Consider the following 19,206-nt stretch of genomic DNA (forward strand, 5'->3'; position numbering starts at 1 on the left):
GGAGACACAATGCAAACTGGCATCATGGAAAAGTCCGCGATCGAGCGCCGGACCCTACGAAAGGTCGTCTGGCGGCTCATTCCCTTCCTGATGGTCTGCTATCTGCTTGCCTTTATAGATCGGGGCAACGTAGGAATGGCGTCGCTGCAGATGAATCACGACCTCGGCATGTCGGCGAAGGTGTTCGGCTTCGGAAGCAGCCTGTTCTTCATCTCATACTTCTTTTGCGAAGTGCCGAGCAATCTCGCGCTGCAAAAGTACGGCGCGCGGATATGGATTGCCCGCATCATGATTACGTGGGGCATCGTGTCGGCGGCGACGGCGCTCGTGCAGAACGCGACGATGTTCTACGTGCTTCGTTTCCTGCTGGGAGCGGCGGAGGCGGGCTTCTTTCCGGGCGTGCTGCTTTATCTGTCGTACTGGATTCCGGCGTCGTATCGCGCGCGTATTGTCGCGACGTTCATGGTCGCGATTCCGGCCGCGAGTTTCATCGGCTCGCCGATCTCGGCACTGCTCCTGCAGATGGACGGTTTCTGGGGGCTGCGCGGCTGGCATTGGCTGTTTATCCTTGAAGGCATTCCGACCGTGCTGCTCGGCATAGCATGTCTGTTCATGCTGACGAACAAGCCTGAAAACGCCAAGTGGCTCGACGACGAAGAGCGGACGTGGCTCGTCGATGAGCTCGCCACCGCCCATAAGGCGCCGAAAAAGATACCGTCGCTGCCGCTCACGCAACTGTTCCGCAACCGCTATGTGCTGTGTCTCGCGCTCGTGGACACGTGCGCATCCGCGGCGGGCAGCACGCTGTCTGTATGGCAGCCGCAACTGCTGAAGTCGTTTGGCTTGTCTGTCATGCAGACGGGGCTGCTCAACTCCGTTCCGTATGCGGTCGCCTCCGTCCTGATGGTGTACTGGGGGCGGCGCTCCGACCGCCTTGGCGAGCGTCGCTGGCACACCGTCGTGCCCATGCTGCTGATCGGCGTGGGCCTGTTCGCGACGTCGCTAAGCGGTTCGTTGCTGCCGACGATCTGCATGCTTTGCGCAGTGCTGGTCGGCGCGTATTCGTTCAAGGGCCCGTTCTGGGCGCTCGCCACCGACATGCTGTCCAACAGCGCCGTGGCGGCAGGTCTCGCGACGGTGAATGCAATCGCGAATCTGCTTGGCGGCGGCCTCATGGTGAATGTCTACGGATGGGTGAAAGAAGCGACGGGAAGCTATGCGCTGGCATTGATGCCGCTTGCCATTCTCACGCTGGCGAGCGTCGCGACGCTGCTAATGCTCACCCGTAAGGGGCGGGCGAGCAATCTCACCGGCAAGACAGAGACGATTTGAGCATCTACGACACCGGCAACGTTCGTCAACGCAATGAGCAACTAACCGTCAAGCGCACGTTTCGCCTGGCGCCGGCTCCGCCAGAACCCCGGCTAGCAGAGAAGCGTGTCGCTCGGACTGGTCATGCGAACCGGCTTCGAGGTTCCGACAGCACGGCGCAGGCTAGCATTGAGAGCCTGAAATACGCATTTCGCTCGCGTCGGCAGCCCGGCTTCGCAGCCAGTTGATGCTCGCAAACAGCAGGACCGCGAATACGATCAGGATGGTTGCTACCGCCAGAATCGAAGGATCGATGGAGTCGCGGATACCGCGCCACATCTGCCTTGGCACGGTAGTCTGATCCGGGCCGCCGATGAACAGGATGACGATCACCTCGTCGAACGAAGTCGCGAACGCAAAGACGCTGCCCGTCGCGACAGCAGGCGCGATGAGTGGCAACGTCACGCGTCTGAACGCGATCCACGGTTTGGCGCCGAGTCCCGACGCGGCCCGCAGAAGGCTTTGATCGAACGACAGCAGCGACGCTGTCACGGTGATGACGACAAACGGCGTGCCGAGCGCCGCGTGCGCCAGCACGACGCCGGGATACGAGTTCACGAGGCCGAGCGGTGCGAAAATCAAATAGAAGCCCGCTGCGACGACCACGATCGGCACGATCATCGGCGAAATGATGATGGGCATGATCAGCGAACGGAGTGGAAACTGCGACCGGCTCAGGCCCAATGCCGCAAGCGTGCCGAGGCAGGTCGCGATCAGCGTCGATGCAGCGCCGATGCCGATGCTGTTCAATAGCGCACGCTGCCAGTCCGCGCTGGTCAGCGCCTGCTCGTACCAGCGCAGCGAAATGCCCTGCAGCGGATAGGAGAAGTACGAACCCGAATTGAACGAGAGCGGGATGATCGCGAGAATCGGCGCGATCAGAAAGAACAATACAAGCGCGGTGTGCGCGCGGACCCAGCGCGACGCGACGCGTTCCGTCAGCACTGTTTTCCGTTGTTCCTGCATGGCGGTTTCTCTTCGTCGTAAATGAGCGGTTCAACCGAAGCGCAAACGGTCGATGCCGACGATGCGGTTGAAAATGAAATAGAAGATCGCGGTGAAGATCACGAGATACGCCGAGAGCGCACCCGCGAGGCCCCAATTGAGTTGCGTATTCGTCTGCATTGCGATGAGCTGACTGATCATCTCGTCGCCGGCGCCGCCGAGCAACGCGGGCGTGATGTAGTAACCGAGTGCGAGCACGAACACCAGAAAACAGCCTGCGCCCACGCCGGGCAGCGTTTGCGGCACGTACACGCGCACGAACGCAGTAAACGGATGGGCGCCAAGCGATTGCGCGGCGCGCACATAGACAGGCGACACGCTCTTCATCACCGAATAGATGGCGAGAATCATGTATGGCAGCAGCACGTGCGTCATGCCGATCAACACGCCCGCGCGATTGAAGATCAGCGGCACAGGATGTGTCGTGAGGCCCAATCCCGTCAGCAAGCTGTTGATGACACCGCCAGGTTGCAACAGCACATACCACGCGGTCGTGCGCACCAGCAGCGAAGTCCAGAACGGCACGATGACGAGCAGCATCAAGCGGTTGCTGCTTTTTGCGGGCAGATTGGCGAGCATCCACGCGACGGGATAGCCCAGCAGCAGACACAGGAATGTGACCGTTGCGCTGATCGACATGGTGCGCAGGAATGCTTGCCGATAAACGGACGCATTGTCCGGCACGAAGCCCACCGAGCCTTGCGGCGTGATCTGCGCATCGACGGCGGCGAGCAGATAGTCCGGCGTGGGCGAGGCGGCGGCGCGCTTCATGACGCGCCAGGTTTCCGGCGAATTCCAGCGTTCGTCGAGTTCGACCAAAGCGGGCTTCCATGCGGGCTGCGGCCTGGCAGGCAGGTGGCGCGCGCTGCGCATCAACAGGCTGCGGAATTCAGGCTGGGCGAAGTTGAGACGGCGTGCGACCGTGCCGAGCTGCCCGGTCTCCTGCGCCTCTTTCAGGCCCGAAGCGAGCAGTGCGAACATGTGCTCGTCAGGTGTGCCGCGTCCGTCCCAGGCATCGAGCGCGCGCGTGAGCGCGGGCATGCTGTCGGGCATTTCGCGATTCTGCACACTGCGCGCGAGCAGCAATGCAATCGGCGCGATGAACGTCGACAGCAGGAACAGGATCAACGGCAGCGCAAGCAGCAGCGCCTGGGTCGATGCGCGGCGTCGCGCCTTCTGGAACGACGCGTGGCCGCCGGCTCTCGATGGAGAGCCGGGCGCCGCGGTCTGGGCCGATACGGGCAGGCTGGTGGTCACGTCGGTCTCTCGTTCAACAGGAAAGTTACTGGGTCAGCCATGTCTGGAAACGCTTGTTGATCTGGTCCGCGTTGTCGGCCCAGAAGCTCGCGTTGATCTGCAACGCGCGCTTGAAATTCTGCGGCGCAGTTGGAAGATCGGTCAGACGCTGTTTGTCGACAAGCGCGATGGCATCCTTGCGCGGCGGTGCATAGGCGATGTACTTCGACAGATCGGCATAAGCCTTCGGCTGCGAAGCGGAGACGATGAACTTCGCCGCCGTATCCGAATGTCTCGCGCCCGTTGGAATGCCCCACCAGTCGAAGTCATAGACCTGTGCATCCCACACCGCCTTGAACGGCTTGTTGTCCTTCTTCGCGGCATCGTCGATGCGGCCGTTGTAAGCCTGCGTCATTACCACCGCGCCGTCTGCCAGCAGTTGCGGCGCCTGCGCGCCCGATTCCCACCAGACGATGTTCTTCTTGATCGTATCGAGCTTCCTGAACGCGCGATCGACGCCAGCCGGTGTGGCAAGCACCTTGTACACGTCGTTCGGATCGACGCCGTCTGCAATCAGCGCCCATTCCATCGATACCTTCGGCGACTTGCGCAGACCACGCTTGCCCGGGAATTTCTGCAGGTCGAAGAAGTCGTTGACGGAGGTCGGCGCGGTCTTCAGCTTGCTCGCATCGTAAGCGAAGACGGTGGACCAGACCATGCTCGCCACCGCGCAATCGCTGATCGAGCCGGGAATGAAATCGCTGGTCTTGCCCAGCGTTGTCTTGTCGAACTTCTTCAACAGACCTTCGTCGCAGGCGGTAATCGCATCGTTCGTTTCAAGGTCGATCAGGTCCCATGTCGTGTTCTTCGCCTGCTCCATCGCGGAGAGTTTTGCGAGGCCGCCGTCGTAGGATTCCGTCGAGAAGCCTACGCCTGTCGCTTGCGTGAACGGCTCGAAATAGGCTTTTTTCGCCGCCGCCTCGTAGGCGCCGCCGAACGTCACGACGGATAGCGTTTCCGCTGCGCTCGCATGAGCAGCGGCGAAAGCGAACACGGAAAGTGCGGCAAGTGCGGCACGTTGTGCGTTGATGGGAGTGCGCATGTCAGTTGGCTCCTGCGGGTGCGGTCGTCATGATGGAAGGTATGGGATACGTCGAGGAATAGTTCGCGGGCGCGCTGCGCAGCGCGCTGGCTGTCATTGCGAGAATCTTGCAATCGTCGTGGCGCCACGCGACTTCGACCGTATCGCCAGGAGAGGGCAGCGCGTGGCGCTGCGTATTGGGAACCTTCACCACGATGGCGTCGCGCGAGCCGAGCTTCAGATGGACGCGATGATGATCGCCGCAATACACCAGCTCTTCGACACGGGCGCGCACCACGTTGCTGTGACCGTCGGCGTGCGTGCCTTCGGCGCTGGGAATATGCGCGCGTTCGGGGCGCAACGCGAGCATCGCTTCATCGCCTTCGCGCAGACCGCTTTCGCAACGGCCGCGAATGATGCTGCCGTCCGCAAGCGCGAGGGTGGCGCGATCGTCGCTCACGTCGACGACGCGCCCCGTCAGCCCATTGTTCTCGCCGACGAAGTTCGCGACGAACGCGTTCTGCGCATTCTCATATAGCTCGCTCGGTGTCGCCGCCTGCTGGATGCGGCCATCGGAGAACACCGCGACACGGTCTGACATGGTCAGCGCTTCCGCCTGATCGTGCGTCACGTAGACGATCGTCAGCGAGAGTTCGCGATGCAGCCGCATGATTTCGTATTGCATCGTTTCGCGCAGGCGTTTGTCGAGTGCGCCGAGCGGCTCATCCATCAGCACGACGCTCGGCTCGAAGACGAGCGCTCGCGCGAGCGCAACCCGCTGCTGCTGTCCGCCGGAAAGTTGTGCGGGACGGCGATTCGCGAGATGAGGCAACTCGATCATATCGAGTGCGCGTTGCACGCGCGATTTCTGTTCGGCGCGGCTCACATGACGCACCGAAAGCGGAAATGCGACGTTCTCCGCAATCGTCATATGCGGGAAGAGGGCATAGTTCTGGAACACCATGCCGATGTCGCGCAGATGCGGCGGCTTGTCGTCGAGCCGGCGTCCGTCGAGTCGAATCTCGCCTTGCGTCGGCCCCTCGAAGCCTGCGAGCATCATGAGCGTGGTCGTCTTGCCTGAACCCGACGGCCCGAGCAGCGACAGGAATTCGCCCTTGCGTACGTCGAGGTTCAGATCGTCGACGACGAAGTGCGCGCCGTCATACGATTTGCTCACGCCCGAAAACGAAATGTAGGGAGGGTTTGACATCGTGCTGGCGTCCTGTCGGTGTTGCGTCGTGATCAATGCGTGCGGAGCTTCGCCGCGAGATAACGCGCGAAGTCGTAGTTGGGGCGTTCGAGATGGCTCAGATGGCCCGGCTTCGCAAGCGGTGCGTGCACGCCGCGAAATACCGCCTCCACGCCGCGCCGGTCTTCCGCGTTGACGTCATCGAGCAGCTTTTTCAGCGTGTCCATATGCGCCTGGGCTTGCGGATCGGCGATGAATTCCGGCGCCAGCCCGCCGCCGAAGCGAATGTGCACGCGCCCCACGCCTTCAGGCTGCAACACGAGATACCAGAAGTAGCCCGGCGTGAGCGTCACGAGATGCGTGGGATAGATCGCGAGTAAGGCAGTGGTCTTGCGCCAGTGCCCCGTGAGCCTTGTGTTGTCGGGATGCGCATTGCCAATGGGCAACGACGCTTCCTTCGTGATCCAGTGATAGTTGAAGGCAGGCAAGCCCGGCGGGCATTCCATCTCTTCGAGACGCGAATGGGGGCCGACCGTCGCGCGATGGAGCATCGGCAGGTGATAGCTCTCCATGAAGTTCTCGGCGAGGATTTTCCAGTTCGTATCCCACACGTGCTCTTCATAGAATGTTTCGATGTAGCCGGACATCCCGTATGCGCCGATCAGCTCGTTCAACTCAGCGAGCTGCGCATGAACGGGCGGCGCGCTGTCGTCGAGCGTCACATAGATCCAGCCTTGCCATTCCTCGCAGCGCACCGCGGGCAAACGATAACTCTCCTTGCAGAAGTCCGCTTGCCGGTCCATCAGCGGTGCGCCTTTCAGCGCGCCGTCGAGCGAATAATTCCATGCGTGGTACGGACACACGATCCGCCGCACGTTGCCGCGTCCTTCCAGCAGCACCGACATGCGATGCAGGCAGACGTTGGACATCGCCTTCAGTTGCCTCTGCTCGTCGCGCAGCACGACGATCGGTTGCGTGGCGATGCGCGCGGTCAGATAGTCGCCGGGCTCGCTCAACGCACTTGCGCGGCCGACACACAGCCATTCGTGCGCGAAGATATTCCGCTCTTCCATCGCAAGAAATTCAGCGGACGTATACACACCCGGCGGCATCGAGCGCGCTTCGCTGAATGACCGTTCGCAACCGGTCTGCAGGTCGTCCATGAGCGCTTGTAGTGAGATCGTCCTTGCCGGATTTGCCATGCCGCCCTCCAGGTTTCGAGCTTGCGAACGCGCGTCCACGCTGGATTGCGTCAGATTGCGCTCGACATGGACATCAATCTATCAAGCCAAATTCCCAGTCAAACTATTGTTTTCGGATGCAGAGCAAAGGTTTTTGCTATGCAGCGCGTGCGCTGCGGGCGGCCGCTTTCGTTGCACGTGTTCGACGTTCGAGACCGTCCTTACGTATCCAGATGGAGCCGGCGGATATAGGTCTCGCAGAACGACGCGAAGCGGTGGACCACTTGCCGCGGCCGCATCGTTCGCGATTGCGCGATGCCGAGCGTCGTCGCGTTGACGGTGTCCTTGAAGCGTTTGACCACGAAGTCCTCGCCGTCGACGGTGCGGTTCGATTTCAACGGAAAGTTGAGGATGCTGTAGCCGAGGCCGTTCGCCACCATGCCGCGCACTACCTCCGGCTGCGACGAGCGGAACGCCGGCACCGGCCTGCTGCCGACCGCATCGAACAGCGCGGCGAAATACTCACGGCTATGCGGCAAATCCAGCATCACGTAAGGCTCGTGCAGCAGGTCGGCGAGCGAGACCTTGCGCGCGCGGGCGAGGCGGTGAGACGTCGGCAGGATCACGTATGGCGGCAGCGACAGGAGCGGCGTGAAGGCAATGTCTTCGGTGAGATCCAGGCTATAGGTCAAGGCTATGTCCAGCGAGCCGTCGTGCAGGCCTCGCAATAAACCGTCCTGATGCGCTTCGACGGTGCGGAACGAAATGCCCGCGTATTCGCTGGCGAAACGGCTGATGAGCCTCGGCATCAGCGGCGGCGCGAGCGACACGAGGCACCCGAGCGCGATCGAGCCCGTCATGCCGCCGTCCATTTCCTTGGCGGTCATCTGCAACTCTTCGGCGATCTTCAGAAGATTGCGCGCCTGTCCCAACAGATCGCGTCCGGCTTGCGTGAGCGACAGGCCGCTCGCGTGATGCCGGATAAAGAGCTGCACGCCGAACGACGATTCGAGGTCCGCCAGCGCCGTGGAGATCGACGGCTGCGAGATATGAAGCCGTTTGGCGGCGGCCGTGAACGACAGCGCTTCGGCAGTGACGACGAAATAGCGCAACTGGCGAAGCGAGTAACGCAGGGGGTGGTTTTCCATCGGCAATGCTCCATGTTCGGGCGTTCGTCGAGCACCATTTTGAGGCGGTCAAAAACGTCTGCATAGGTAAATCCGATGCCCTGCATTTTTTAAATATATTTTTCGGATTCTAGAGGCGCGCGTAGATTCTGCAGCGGGACAACGGGTTCACGGCACCGCCGCCGTCGAGATGCTGCTTCGCGTGCATGGAGTGCGTAGCCATGACGGATGGGATCAAACCGCCTTTGAGAAGGACTTTGCACATGGCAGTGAAAACAACGTCAATCGATACGCTCGTGGTCGGCGCCGGACAGGCTGGCATCGCAATGAGCGAACACCTGAGCAATATCGGCGTGCCTCATCTGGTTCTGGAACGCGCGCGCATCGCTGAGCGGTGGCGCACGGGACGCTGGGATTCGCTGGTCGCCAATGGCCCGGCCTGGCACGATCGCTTTCCGAATCGCGAGTTCCCGGAAGTCGACCCGGACGGCTTCGCATCGAAAGAGCAGGTCGCGGATTACTTCGTCGAGTACGCGAAGCAATTCAATGCGCCGATCCGAACCGGCGTCGAAGTGAAGAAGGTCGTGCGTAATGTGGGCCACCAGGGCTTTACCGTCGAGACGTCCGACGGAACGTTCGAAGCCAGTCGCGTCGTCGTGGCGACGGGCCCGTTCCAGCGCCCGGTCATTCCCGCGATTGCGCCGAAGTCGGAGCGTCTCACGCAAATTCATTCCGCCGACTATCGCAATCCGCAGCAACTGCCTGAAGGGAACGTGGTGGTCGTGGGAGCGGGTTCGTCCGGCGTGCAGATCGCGGATGAACTGCAGCGCGCGGGCAGGCGCGTGTATCTGTCGGTCGGTCCGCATGACCGGCCACCGCGCGCGTATCGCGGCCGCGATTTCTGCTGGTGGCTCGGCGTGCTTGGCGAATGGGATGCCGAAGTGATGCGCCCCGGCAAAGAGCACGTGACGATCGCCGTGAGCGGCGCGCGTGGCGGGCATACCGTCGACTTCCGCCGTCTCGCGCATCAGGGCGTGACGCTGGTCGGTTTGACGAAATCATTCGACGGCACGGTCGTGACCTTCAACGCCGATCTGGCGGACAACATCGCACGCGGCGACGAGAACTATCTGTCGCTGCTGGATGCAGCGGATGCCTATGCCGTGCGCAACGGCCTGGCGCTTCCCGAAGAACCTGAGGCGCGCATCATTCCGCCCGATCCGGCTTGTCTGATCGACCCGATTTTCGAACTCGATCTGGTCGAGGCGGGCGTGACGTCGATCATCTGGGCAACCGGTTATGCCGTCGATTTCGGCTGGTTGCAAGTCGATGCGTTCGACGAGAAGGGCAAACCGAAGCACCAGCGCGGCGTGTCGAAAGAACCGGGGATTTATTTTCTCGGTCTTCCGTGGCTGTCGCGCCGCGGCTCGGCGTTCATCTGGGGCGTCTGGCACGACGCAAAGCATATTGCCGATCACATCGCCACGCAGCGCAAATACCTTGCTTACTACGATGCGGCGCACTCTCACGCGCAGCCGCAACGCGAGACGGGCGCAACCGAACCGAAGGTTCGCAAGGTCAGCGAAATGAACCTGAGCTGAAACCTCCACGAACCAGAGCCGCATTCTTCTTTTATCCGTATCAAGGTGTATCGATGAGCCAACCTACGCATACCCGTATCCGCATGTTCAACACGAAGGACACGTACCCGAATCAGTCGCTCGACAACGACCTGTGTCAGGCGGTGCGCGCCGGCAACACGGTCTACGTGCGCGGCCAGGTGGGTACCGACTTCGATGGCCGTCTCGTCGGGCTTGGCGATCCGCGCGCGCAGGCCGAGCAGGCGATGAAGAACGTCAAGCAGTTGCTCGAAGAAGCGGGCAGCGACCTCTCGCATGTCGTGAAGACCACCACGTTTCTTACCGACATCCGCTATCGCGAGCCGGTGTACCAGGAAGTCGGCAAGTGGCTCAAGGGCGTGTTTCCCATTTCGACGGGCCTCGTGGTGACGGCGTTGGGCCAGGCGCAATGGCTGATGGAAATCGACGTGATCGCGGTCATTCCGGATGGCTGGACGCCGGCCCAGGCGTGAGGAGCGCGACATGACGTTTTCTATCGTCGGACGTTGCGCGCAAACGGGGCAGCTCGGCATTGCAATCAGTTCTTCGAGCATCGCGGTAGGCGCGCGCTGTCCGTGGCTGCGCGCTGGCGTCGGCGCAGTGGCGACGCAGAACGTGACGCTGCCCGCGCTCGGTCCGCAGATTCTCGATCTGCTGGAGCACGCAAAGCTGGAACCCGCTGCCGCGCTGGACCGTGCGCTCGGTGCGAGCGAATGGAGCGAATATCGACAGGTCACGGTGATCGACAGTCGAGGGCGTACTGCGTTCTTCAGCGGCAAGCAAGCGCTGGGCACGTATCACGCGGTGGCGGGCTCGCAATGCGTGGCAGCGGGCAACATGCTGGCGGGCACGGATGTGATCGAGGCGATGATCCCTGCATTCGGGAACGCGCCGGGCATGCTCGCCGACCGGTTGCTCGCGGCGATGCATGCCGCCATTGCCGCAGGCGGCGAAGCGGGGCCCGTGCATTCGGCGGCACTGAAGATCGTTGGCGATCTGATCTGGCCGATCGTCGACTTGCGTGTCGACTGGGCCGACGACGATCCTGTCGGCCGGCTCGACGGGCTATGGCAGGCCTATAAGCCGCAAATGCTGGACTATGTGACGCGTGCGCTCGATCCGACAGCCGCGCCGAGCTACGGAGTACCGGGCGATGAGTGATACGTCGAGCCGCGCGCTGCTCGAGCGGCTGATCGGATTTCCCACGGTCAGCCGCGACTCCAATCTGGCGATGATCGATTTCATTCGCCACTACCTCGGCGATCTCGGCGTTCGAAGCGACCTGTTTTACAACGCCGGGCGCACGAAAGCGAATCTGTTCGCAACGATCGGCCCCGACGAAGGCGGCGGCATCGTGCTGTCCGGGCATACCGATGTGGTGCCCGTCGATGGCCAGCCGTGGACCGTCGAGCCGTTCCGCCTGAGCGAGACCGAAGGGCGGCTGTACGGGCGCGGCACGGCCGATATGAAAGGGTTCATCGCATCCGCGCTGGCGGCAGTGCCCACCTTCGTGGCGCGCGATCTGAGGGTGCCGGTGCATCTCGCGTTTTCGTATGACGAGGAGGTGGGATGTCTGGGCGTGCGGCCGATGCTAGCGGAACTGGCGCAGCGTGCGCACAAGCCCGCGCTGTGCCTGATCGGCGAACCGACGGAACTGAAACCGGTGCTGGGTCACAAAGGCAAGCTGGCGATGCGCTGCCAGGTCAAGGGCGCACCGTGTCATTCGGCGTACGCACCGAACGGCGTCAACGCGATTCAATATGCGGCGCGTCTCGTCAATCGTCTTGAAGAGATCGGCGACCAACTGGCCGCGCCCGAGCGCCACGACGAACGATTCGATCCGCCGTACTCGACGGTGCAGACAGGTGTGATCAAAGGCGGTCGCGCATTGAACATCGTACCCGCCGAATGCGAGTTCGATTTCGAAGTGCGTGCGCTGCCTGGGTACGACGCAACCGAGGTTGCCGATGAACTGCAAACTTTTGCGCAGACCTGCTTGCTGCCGAAGATGCGCGCGGTGAACGCCGCCACGGACATTCGTTTCGCGTCGCTCTCGGCCTATCCGGGACTCGCAACGCCGCCTGACAGCGACGCGGCACGGCTGCTCGCGCTGCTTTGCGGTTCGAATGGGTTCGGCACGGTTGCGTTCGGAACCGAAGGCGGCCTCTTCAATGAAGCCGGCATTCCCACTGTGGTCTGCGGACCAGGCAGCATGGACCAGGGACACAAGCCGGACGAGTTCGTCACAGTCGGACAGATCGCGGGATGCGATGCGCTGTTGGCGCGGCTGGCGGATTACCTCTCGACACCATTCGGATCGTGATTCGAACCCGAGCCTGTTGTGGCTGTCGAGATACGGCTGCGGCGCCATCTACGACACGCTGGAACGGCTTGGGTGGTATGCCTGGGCAGCATCGACCATCGGGTTCGCGAACGTATTGGAGATGGACTTCAACGTGGAGGGCCAAGATGTCGGTTCGCCAACCCGACGTCAATCTGCCGGGCCGTCCGTATTGCCTGGCTCGATGCGGGGTAACGCAAGCCGATGCGCACAACGGTCCCGATCCCTGATCGCGTCCAATACGAGTTCGGCTATGGCTTTTCCCGATGCATGGCCCGTCGGTTGCGTAACGGCCGTCACTGCGTACGGATGCGAGACCTCCGCAGGCACACCGTCATAGACAATCAGCGAGACGTCGCCGCCAGGCTTGCGCCCGCTGTTGACGATCGCGCGAAACGCACCCACGCCTGCGAGGTTGTTGTCCACGAGTACCGCACTCGGTGGTTTGGCGAGATTCAACAGTGTGGTCGCCGCATCGTGACCGCCTGCACTGTCAAACGAACACTCGATCATCAGTTTAGGCGAGGGATCAATGCCCGCGCTTTGCAACGCACTGATGAAGCCCGCCCGACGCTGAGCCGCAAAAGTCATCGCAAGCGGCGCGCTGATCAGCCCAATCCGGCGATGGCCGAACTCGATTAACCGCTGCGTCGCGGCTCGCGCGCCCGCTTCGTTGTCGAAGTCAAACCACCAGTACGGCCGCGCGCTATGGGTGCGGCCGTAGGCGACGAACGGAAAGTCCCACTCCTGGAGAAGCGCGATCCGCCTGTCGTTCACTAGCGTGCGCGCGACGATCAGGCCGTCGACCGACCGGCCTTCCACAAGGCGCCGATAGGTTTCCAGCTCTGCGTTCGGCCGCGCAGATGCAATGATCAGGTCCATGTCACGTTCGCCGAGCGCCTCGGTAATACCCGCCACGACCTCGCAAAAACGAGGATCGCCCAGATCGCCGGCACCGAACGGATACACGATGCCAATCGCGTCGGCGCGACCCGTCGCCAGCCTGCGCGCTGTCGGATCCGCCTGGTAGCCGAGCGCCCGTGCGGCCTCGATCACTCGCTGTCGAGTTGCCTCGCTCACATCGTCATAACCGTTCAGTGCACGGCTGACCGTCGTCCTGGACAGACCCAACGCGCTCGCCAGCGCCTTCAGATTTGTTTTCGCCACTCATCCCTCGCGGTTTTGCGTCTCTCACCACGCCACTGTGTCGATGTGATGAGAAGACCCGCTAATTCTACGGTATTAAATTGCTTTTTGACTTCAAAACCGGTTTGGCCTAAGATCCAAACCGATTTGGAAATATTCAGTAACTTAACCTCGAGGACGCTCACATGAACGTTGGCCACCACCCGCGGGTCCCCCGGATCACCCCCCGGCTGCGCGCGCACTTCCTGTCGGCAGCGGTGCTGTCGGCTGTTGCCCTACCGGCGCTGGCTCAGACTGCAACGCCAGGCTTCCCCGCGCCGACGCCGCACTCGCAGCAGGCATACGACCCCGAGAGCAGTTTCACGATGCGCTGGACCCGTGCCGACATCCGTCAGATCAAGGCGCAGTCGCATGCCGCGACGGCGGCGGACAAGAACTCGCTGCCGCTTTCGCTGACCATGCCGGACATCCCGCAGGATTTCCCGCTGATCAATCCGAACGTCTGGGTGTGGGACACGTGGCCGCTGGCCGACATGCGGGCGAACCAGCTGGCGTACAAGGGCTGGGAGGTGATCTTTTCGCTGACGGCCGATCCGCATGCCGGCTATACGTTCGACGACCGTCACGTTCACGCGCGCATCGGCTTCTTCTACCGCCGCGCGGGCATTCCCGCATCGCAGCGACCCGCGAACGGCGGCTGGACCTGGGGCGGCCATCTGTTCCCGGACGGTGCGAGCGTCAAGGTATTCGGCACGTCGCCGATGACCGACAACGCCGAATGGTCGGGCTCGGCGCGTCTCACGCACGGCGACAACGTCAGCCTCTACTACACCGCGACGTCGTTCAACCGTTCGGCCCCCGGCGGCGCCGACATTACGCCGCCGCAGGCGATCATCACGCGCGCCGACGGTCACATCCACGCCGACGACAGTCATGTGTGGTTCTCAGGCTTCGACGATCACCAGGCATTGCTCAAGCCGGACGGCACCTACTACCAGACCGGCGAGCAGAACACCTACTTCTCATACCGGGATCCGTTCGTGTTCATCGATCCCGCGCATCCAGGCAAGACCTACATGGTGTTCGAAGGCAACACGGGCGGTCCGCGCGGCGCGCGCACCTGTACGGAAGCCGACCTCGGCTATGCGCCGAACGATCCGCAACGGGAAGACCTGAACGCGGTGATGAACTCGGGCGCGGCGTATCAGAAGGCCAATGTTGGTCTCGCGGTCGCGACGAATCCGCAACTGACCGAATGGAAGTTCCTGCCACCGATCCTGTCGGCGAACTGCGTCGATGATCAGACCGAGCGCCCGCAGATTTACCTGAAGGACGGCAAGTACTACCTGTTCACGATCAGCCACCGCACAACGATGGCAGCAGGCGTTGACGGACCGGACGGTGTCTACGGCTTCGTCGGCAACGGCATCCGCAGCGACTTCTTGCCGCTGAACGGCGGCAGCGGCCTCGTACTCGGCAACCCGACCGACTTTTCCGCCCCGGCGGGTGCGCCGTACGCGCAGGACCCGAACCAGAACCCGCGCGAGTTCCAGTCGTACTCGCACTACGTGATGCCGGGTGGTCTCGTCGAGTCGTTTATCGATGCAATCGGCTCGCGGCGCGGCGGCACGCTTGCGCCGACCGTCAAGATCAACATCAACGGTGACACGACGGTCGTGGACCGGACGTATGGCAAGGGCGGTCTCGGCGGCTACGGCGACATTCCCGCAAACCAGTCGGCGCCCGGCAATGGAAACGGGCAGGGCGGCAACAGCCAGTAAGCCTGCTCATGAGGCTTGCGGCCGCCGTTTGCTGCAAGCCTCGACGGTCCCGATCCGCTCGCGCCGCCGATGTGCGTGCGCGGTCGCTCTATGTGAGTGCCGCCATGAAGTTCTGGATTCCCGAATTGACCACCCGCAAGCGTCCCGTGTATCTGGAGGTGGTCCACGAAATCGAAGCCGCGATTGACGCGGGCACGTTGCGACCTGGCGATGCGTTGCCACCACAACGTCTGCTCGCCGATTTTCTGGGTCTGCACGTCAATACGGTCAACCGGGCGTTGCGCGAGACCGCGCGCCGCGGCCTGACTGCCGGCAATCGCCGGCACGGCACGGTCGTGAGTGGATCTTCCGGGCGGGAACGCCATAGTTGATAAGACGACATTCGATGCACGACTCGCAACACCGATTCTTCTTCAGCTCGCGCGTGCTGTCGTCGTGGCTCTTTGCCGCGCTGGCCGCCGTCACCGCATGCGTGCCAACCTCTTCGTCCCTTGCCCAGAGCGCGGCGGACACGCCGCAATGGCGCTCCGCGCTTCACTACACGCCACAACGTAACTGGATGAACGACCCCAATGGCCTCGTCTACTACAAGGGGCTGTATCACCTGTTCTACCAGTACAACCCGCACGGCAACTTCTGGGGCGACATGTCGTGGGGACACGCGACAAGCCGCGACCTGATTCATTGGGATGAGCACGCCGTCGCTCTGCGCGCAAACCAGACCGAGGAGATCTTCTCCGGTTCAGTCGTCGTCGATGCCCGCAACACGTCCGGGCTCGGAACGGCAAAGAGGCCGCCGCTCGTCGCACTCTATACGAGCGTCTATAAGGCGGGCTCCCGTCATGAAGCTGGTGTGCAGGCGCAGTCAATTGCATACAGCACCGATGACGGCATGACGTGGCAACCGTACGTGCACAACCCGGTATTGACGCTAAGTCCCGAGTCAAAGCAGTTTCGTGATCCGAAGGTGTCCTGGTTCGCGCCTGGTGGCTACTGGCTGATGGCCACCGTTGTCGCCGATGCGCAAGTCGTCAAGTTCTACCGGTCCGACAATCTGATCGACTGGACGTTTCTGAGCGACTTCACGCTGCCCGATGTGCCGCATCGGGGCGCGCTGTGGGAAATGCCAGACCTGTTCGCGCTGCCACTCGACGGCGACCCGTCACGGCCGAAGTGGGTGATGATTGTCAACGTGAACCCGTGGTCGATCGCGGGTGGATCGGGCGCAATGTATTTCGTCGGGCAGTTCGACGGCACGCGCTTCGTAGCGGACGACGTAGTGCCCGCCAGCTCCGATCCCGCGCGGTACCAGTGGCTCGATCATGGCGCGGACTACTATGCGGCAGGGACGTTTTCGAACGCGCCGTCCGGCACGGCTGTGACGATCGGCTGGATGAGCAACTGGGATTACGCGAGCCACGCGCCGACCGCGCCCTGGAAAGGCGCGATGGCATTGCCGCGCGAACTCGCGCTGAAGACGATCGACGGCAGGCCGCAACTGACATCGGTGCCGCCGTCATCGTATGTGTCGATGGTGAAGCAGCGCCCCGCCACGCGCATCGACGCATTCGACGTGTCGTCGGCCGCGCGCGACCTTGCGCCATCGGCGCGTGGCGCCGTGCAGAACATCGATCTCACCATCCGGCCCGGCACGGCACATCGCGCCGGTCTGATCGTGCGAGCTTCGGCAAATGGTGACGTAGGTACGCGAATCTTCTACGACACCAGCACGCAGACGCTGAACCTGGACCGGTCGCGTTCGGGCAACACATGGTTTTCGGGCGCATTCAGCAAAGCACACATTGTCAATCTTCCGTTGCACGACGGCAGGCTTGATCTGCAGGTGGTGATCGACCGCAATTCGGTTGAGGTGTTTGCCGATCACGGTCGCACGGTCATCACGGACCTGATCTTCCCGGCACCCGGCGACGATCATGTCCGCGTTTTCGCGGAAGGCGGCGATGCCAGATTCAGTGACGTCGCGATTACGGACATGGATTGATGGCGTGGTCACGCGTCCGTATGGAAGAACCGCCGTGCATGCCTGTCGAGCCAGGGGATCAGGCATTGTCATCGGTCTTGATACTGCATTCGATGCAGGCAACCGATGGCGGGCGGGTTGAAAGTTCAGGTGTTCTTTGACGCACTCCGGGCGCAGAAAATCAGCCCACTCTCTGATATGCCAGCGGTGCGAGCGAGCGTTGACACGCGGGCGTGAGCGCTTTATGCCAGCTACAGGTTTTCCCGGGACACCGCACGAACTGGATAGGCTCGCGTGAGCACAGTTCGGCGGTCCTGCCACGATAGAACGCCGTCATCCTCGCGCTTCCAGGTCTTGAACCGCTTCCATGCGCAACTATCCTGTAAGAGTCGAGGCCGGGACGCGAAACGAACGCCTCGAAAGCTCAGATCATTACGTCCGCGTGGCGACTGTCCAAACGGCCCGGCGCGCCAGGACGAAAGCGGTGTGTATCATGCGTATCGCGCGTGCGTGGCTGGTATCAACCCTGTTCGGAGTTGCACTCTGCGTGTGGTGTGCGCTTTGCACTGCCGTCCAGCCGGTGTCTGCGCGATCAGCGGCGGCGCCCGCGTCAGCGGCTTCCGCGCCGGCCGCCGCGAATGCGGCGCGGCGGATCGATCTGACCAACAAGCCTTGGCGAGGCGATTTTGACGCGATGCTTCAGCGCCGCATGATTCGCGTTCTCGCGCCCTTTAGCCGCACGTTGTACTTCAATGACCGTGGACACGAGCGCGGAGTGGCGGCGGACACCGTGCGCGACTTTGAACGATTCGTCAACAAGACCTACGCCGATCGCCTCGGCAAGCGTCCCGTCACCGTCGTCATGATCCCGACGACACGCGACCGGCTGCTCCCCGGCCTCGCAGAAGGCATTGGCGATATTGCAGTCGGCAACCTGACGGTGACCGATGATCGCCTGAAGCAGGCCGACTTCGTTACTGCACATGCGCTCAAGCCAACGCGCGAACTCGTTTTGACGGGCCCCAAGTCACCTGCGTTGTCCACCCTCGACGACCTCAGCGGCAAGACAGTCGACGTTCGCCGCCATAGCAGCTATTACGAGAGCCTGGTTGCCCTGAATACCCGCTTCCGGCAAGCCGGCAAGCAGCCGGTGCGGATCGTGCTGCTGCCGGACGCGCTCGAGGATGAGGATGCGATGGAGATGCTGAACATCGGCCTGCTCCAGATACTCATCGTCGATGACTGGAAGGCGCGCATGTGGGCGCAGATGCTTCCGCAAATCAAGGTGCACGAAAATATCGCGGTGCGCGAGGGAGGCGTCATTGGCTGGGCCATTCGCAAGAACAGTCCTCAGTTGCAGGCGGTGATCAGCAACTTCTATGAGAAGTTCATCAGGAAGCATAGCGTAGCGGAGATCCGCCTGAAGCAGTACGTGCAGGGTGTCAAGCAGATCCACAACAACATGGAAAGCGCCGAGCTGAAGCGATTCAAACAGACCGTGGCATTCTTCGAGAAGTACGGCCAGCAATACGATTTCGATCCGTTGATGCTCGCGGCCCAGGGATTTCAGGAATCGCAACTCAATCAGGATGCGAAGAGCCGGGTGGGGGCGGTCGGCATCATGCAACTGATGCCGACCACCGGCAAGGAACTCAACGTTGGAGACATCAAGGTTGCAGAGTCGAACATTCATGCTGGCGCGAAGTATCTCGATCAGCTGATGACCCGTTATTTCAAGGATGCTCATTTTTCCGAGGTCGACCGGCCGCTCTTCGCCTTCGCCAGCTATAACGCCGGACCGGGAAACATTGCGAAGATGCGCAAGGAGGCTGCGACCCGCGGCCTGGATCCTGACGTCTGGTTCAACAACGTCGAAGTCGTGGTGGCCGAGAAGATCGGCATCGAGACGACCACTTATGTGCGAAACATCTACAAGTACTACGCGTCCTATCACCTCCTCAAGGAAGCGCAGGCGCAGCGGACGCGTACGGTTCAGCAACTGCGCCGCTGAGCACATGGCGCCACGCGCGTGGCCAGCAGCTATGCATTGCTGAATTTGCCCGGGATGTCGACGGAGCCATTCGCGGCATCGCGCGAATCTCGCTCCGACTGGCGGACGCAGCCATCCATGTTGCGAAGCGTCTGGGC

General features: G+C 62.1%; 16 protein-coding genes. 9 read left to right on the top strand and 7 right to left on the bottom strand.

The annotated features are described in order from the left end of the window. Positions 1 to 9 precede the first annotated feature (9 nt). Positions 10 to 1,332, top strand: coding sequence for an MFS transporter (locus BPHY_RS30165; protein ID WP_012405257.1), 1,323 nt, complete (start codon positions 10 to 12; stop codon positions 1,330 to 1,332). Positions 1,333 to 1,494: 162 nt separating this feature from the next. Here the strand turns inward: BPHY_RS30165 and BPHY_RS30170 are convergent, their stop codons facing one another. The 6 genes from BPHY_RS30170 to BPHY_RS30195 all read right to left on the bottom strand — a co-directional run bounded on the left by BPHY_RS30170 (position 1,495) and on the right by BPHY_RS30195 (position 8,211). Further along, positions 1,495 to 2,337 carry an ABC transporter permease gene (locus BPHY_RS30170; RefSeq protein WP_012405258.1) on the bottom strand — a complete coding sequence of 281 codons (843 nt, stop codon included), beginning with the start codon at positions 2,335 to 2,337 and terminating at the stop codon, positions 1,495 to 1,497. 30 nt (positions 2,338 to 2,367) lie between these two features. After that, entirely contained in the window at positions 2,368 to 3,621 is a 1,254-nt protein-coding gene (locus BPHY_RS30175) for an ABC transporter permease (RefSeq protein ID WP_041766037.1), read from the bottom strand. Positions 3,622 to 3,658: 37 nt separating this feature from the next. Continuing rightward, entirely contained in the window at positions 3,659 to 4,714 is a 1,056-nt protein-coding gene (locus BPHY_RS30180) for an ABC transporter substrate-binding protein (protein WP_012405260.1), read from the bottom strand. 1 nt (position 4,715) lies between these two features. Beyond that, positions 4,716 to 5,903 (bottom strand): ABC transporter ATP-binding protein, encoded by a 1,188-nt coding sequence (locus tag BPHY_RS30185; protein ID WP_012405261.1) that lies wholly within the window; start codon positions 5,901 to 5,903, stop codon positions 4,716 to 4,718. Between the two features lie 32 nt (positions 5,904 to 5,935). Then, the gene (locus tag BPHY_RS30190; protein WP_012405262.1) at positions 5,936 to 7,084 is read right to left on the bottom strand and encodes an SRPBCC family protein; all 1,149 of its coding nucleotides are present in this window, start codon (positions 7,082 to 7,084) and stop codon (positions 5,936 to 5,938) included. A 200-nt stretch (positions 7,085 to 7,284) separates the two neighbouring features. After that, the gene (locus BPHY_RS30195; RefSeq protein ID WP_012405263.1) at positions 7,285 to 8,211 is read right to left on the bottom strand and encodes a LysR family transcriptional regulator; all 927 of its coding nucleotides are present in this window, start codon (positions 8,209 to 8,211) and stop codon (positions 7,285 to 7,287) included. A 242-nt stretch (positions 8,212 to 8,453) separates the two neighbouring features. Between BPHY_RS30195 and BPHY_RS30200 the strand changes: the two genes are divergently transcribed. The 4 genes from BPHY_RS30200 to argE are packed head-to-tail and all read left to right on the top strand — an operon-like array spanning position 8,454 to position 12,132. Next, positions 8,454 to 9,791: a flavin-containing monooxygenase gene (locus tag BPHY_RS30200; RefSeq protein ID WP_041765658.1), complete on the top strand. Its 1,338-nt coding sequence runs from the start codon at positions 8,454 to 8,456 to the stop codon at positions 9,789 to 9,791. Positions 9,792 to 9,844: 53 nt separating this feature from the next. Next, the gene (locus tag BPHY_RS30205; protein ID WP_012405265.1) at positions 9,845 to 10,282 is read left to right on the top strand and encodes a RidA family protein; all 438 of its coding nucleotides are present in this window, start codon (positions 9,845 to 9,847) and stop codon (positions 10,280 to 10,282) included. Between the two features lie 10 nt (positions 10,283 to 10,292). Next, on the top strand, positions 10,293 to 10,970 hold the full coding sequence (locus tag BPHY_RS30210) for a DUF1028 domain-containing protein (RefSeq protein ID WP_012405266.1): 678 nt from the start codon (positions 10,293 to 10,295) through the stop codon (positions 10,968 to 10,970). Beyond that, positions 10,963 to 12,132, top strand: a complete 1,170-nt coding sequence (gene argE / locus BPHY_RS30215; protein WP_012405267.1) for an acetylornithine deacetylase — start codon at positions 10,963 to 10,965, stop codon at positions 12,130 to 12,132. Before BPHY_RS30210 ends, argE begins: the two co-directional genes overlap by 8 nt. 168 nt (positions 12,133 to 12,300) lie before the next feature. Here the strand turns inward: argE and BPHY_RS30220 are convergent, their stop codons facing one another. Further along, entirely contained in the window at positions 12,301 to 13,317 is a 1,017-nt protein-coding gene (locus BPHY_RS30220) for a substrate-binding domain-containing protein (RefSeq protein WP_012405268.1), read from the bottom strand. A gap of 164 nt (positions 13,318 to 13,481) precedes the next feature. Between BPHY_RS30220 and BPHY_RS30225 the strand changes: the two genes are divergently transcribed. The 4 genes from BPHY_RS30225 (at position 13,482) to BPHY_RS30240 (ending at position 19,069) form a co-directional block, all read left to right on the top strand. Then, positions 13,482 to 15,077, top strand: a complete 1,596-nt coding sequence (locus tag BPHY_RS30225) for a glycoside hydrolase family 68 protein (protein ID WP_012405269.1) — start codon at positions 13,482 to 13,484, stop codon at positions 15,075 to 15,077. Between the two features lie 104 nt (positions 15,078 to 15,181). After that, entirely contained in the window at positions 15,182 to 15,448 is a 267-nt protein-coding gene (locus BPHY_RS30230) for a GntR family transcriptional regulator (RefSeq protein ID WP_012405270.1), read from the top strand. 14 nt (positions 15,449 to 15,462) lie between these two features. Next, entirely contained in the window at positions 15,463 to 17,079 is a 1,617-nt protein-coding gene (locus BPHY_RS30235) for a glycoside hydrolase family 32 protein (protein ID WP_041765660.1), read from the top strand. A 472-nt stretch (positions 17,080 to 17,551) separates the two neighbouring features. Beyond that, positions 17,552 to 19,069, top strand: a complete 1,518-nt coding sequence (locus BPHY_RS30240) for an MltF family protein (protein ID WP_012405272.1) — start codon at positions 17,552 to 17,554, stop codon at positions 19,067 to 19,069. Positions 19,070 to 19,206: the final 137 nt, after the last annotated feature.

The organism is Paraburkholderia phymatum STM815 (assembly GCF_000020045.1).
GTDB classification, from domain to species: Bacteria; Pseudomonadota; Gammaproteobacteria; order Burkholderiales; family Burkholderiaceae; genus Paraburkholderia; species Paraburkholderia phymatum.

Excerpts from the sequence above, each read along its gene's own strand:
- BPHY_RS30230 (WP_012405270.1), top strand. The coding sequence starts at position 15,182 with ATGAAGTTCTGGATTCCCGAATTGACCACCCGCAAGCGTCCCGTGTAT.
- BPHY_RS30190 (WP_012405262.1), bottom strand. The coding sequence starts at position 7,084 with ATGGCAAATCCGGCAAGGACGATCTCACTACAAGCGCTCATGGACGAC.
- BPHY_RS30170 (WP_012405258.1), bottom strand. The coding sequence starts at position 2,337 with ATGCAGGAACAACGGAAAACAGTGCTGACGGAACGCGTCGCGTCGCGC.
- BPHY_RS30200 (WP_041765658.1), top strand. The coding sequence starts at position 8,454 with ATGGCAGTGAAAACAACGTCAATCGATACGCTCGTGGTCGGCGCCGGA.
- BPHY_RS30205 (WP_012405265.1), top strand. The coding sequence starts at position 9,845 with ATGAGCCAACCTACGCATACCCGTATCCGCATGTTCAACACGAAGGAC.
- BPHY_RS30180 (WP_012405260.1), bottom strand. The coding sequence starts at position 4,714 with ATGCGCACTCCCATCAACGCACAACGTGCCGCACTTGCCGCACTTTCC.
- BPHY_RS30165 (WP_012405257.1), top strand. The coding sequence starts at position 10 with ATGCAAACTGGCATCATGGAAAAGTCCGCGATCGAGCGCCGGACCCTA.
- BPHY_RS30195 (WP_012405263.1), bottom strand. The coding sequence starts at position 8,211 with ATGGAAAACCACCCCCTGCGTTACTCGCTTCGCCAGTTGCGCTATTTC.
- BPHY_RS30240 (WP_012405272.1), top strand. The coding sequence starts at position 17,552 with ATGCGTATCGCGCGTGCGTGGCTGGTATCAACCCTGTTCGGAGTTGCA.
- BPHY_RS30185 (WP_012405261.1), bottom strand. The coding sequence starts at position 5,903 with ATGTCAAACCCTCCCTACATTTCGTTTTCGGGCGTGAGCAAATCGTAT.
- BPHY_RS30235 (WP_041765660.1), top strand. The coding sequence starts at position 15,463 with ATGCACGACTCGCAACACCGATTCTTCTTCAGCTCGCGCGTGCTGTCG.
- argE (WP_012405267.1), top strand. The coding sequence starts at position 10,963 with ATGAGTGATACGTCGAGCCGCGCGCTGCTCGAGCGGCTGATCGGATTT.
- BPHY_RS30210 (WP_012405266.1), top strand. The coding sequence starts at position 10,293 with ATGACGTTTTCTATCGTCGGACGTTGCGCGCAAACGGGGCAGCTCGGC.
- BPHY_RS30225 (WP_012405269.1), top strand. The coding sequence starts at position 13,482 with ATGAACGTTGGCCACCACCCGCGGGTCCCCCGGATCACCCCCCGGCTG.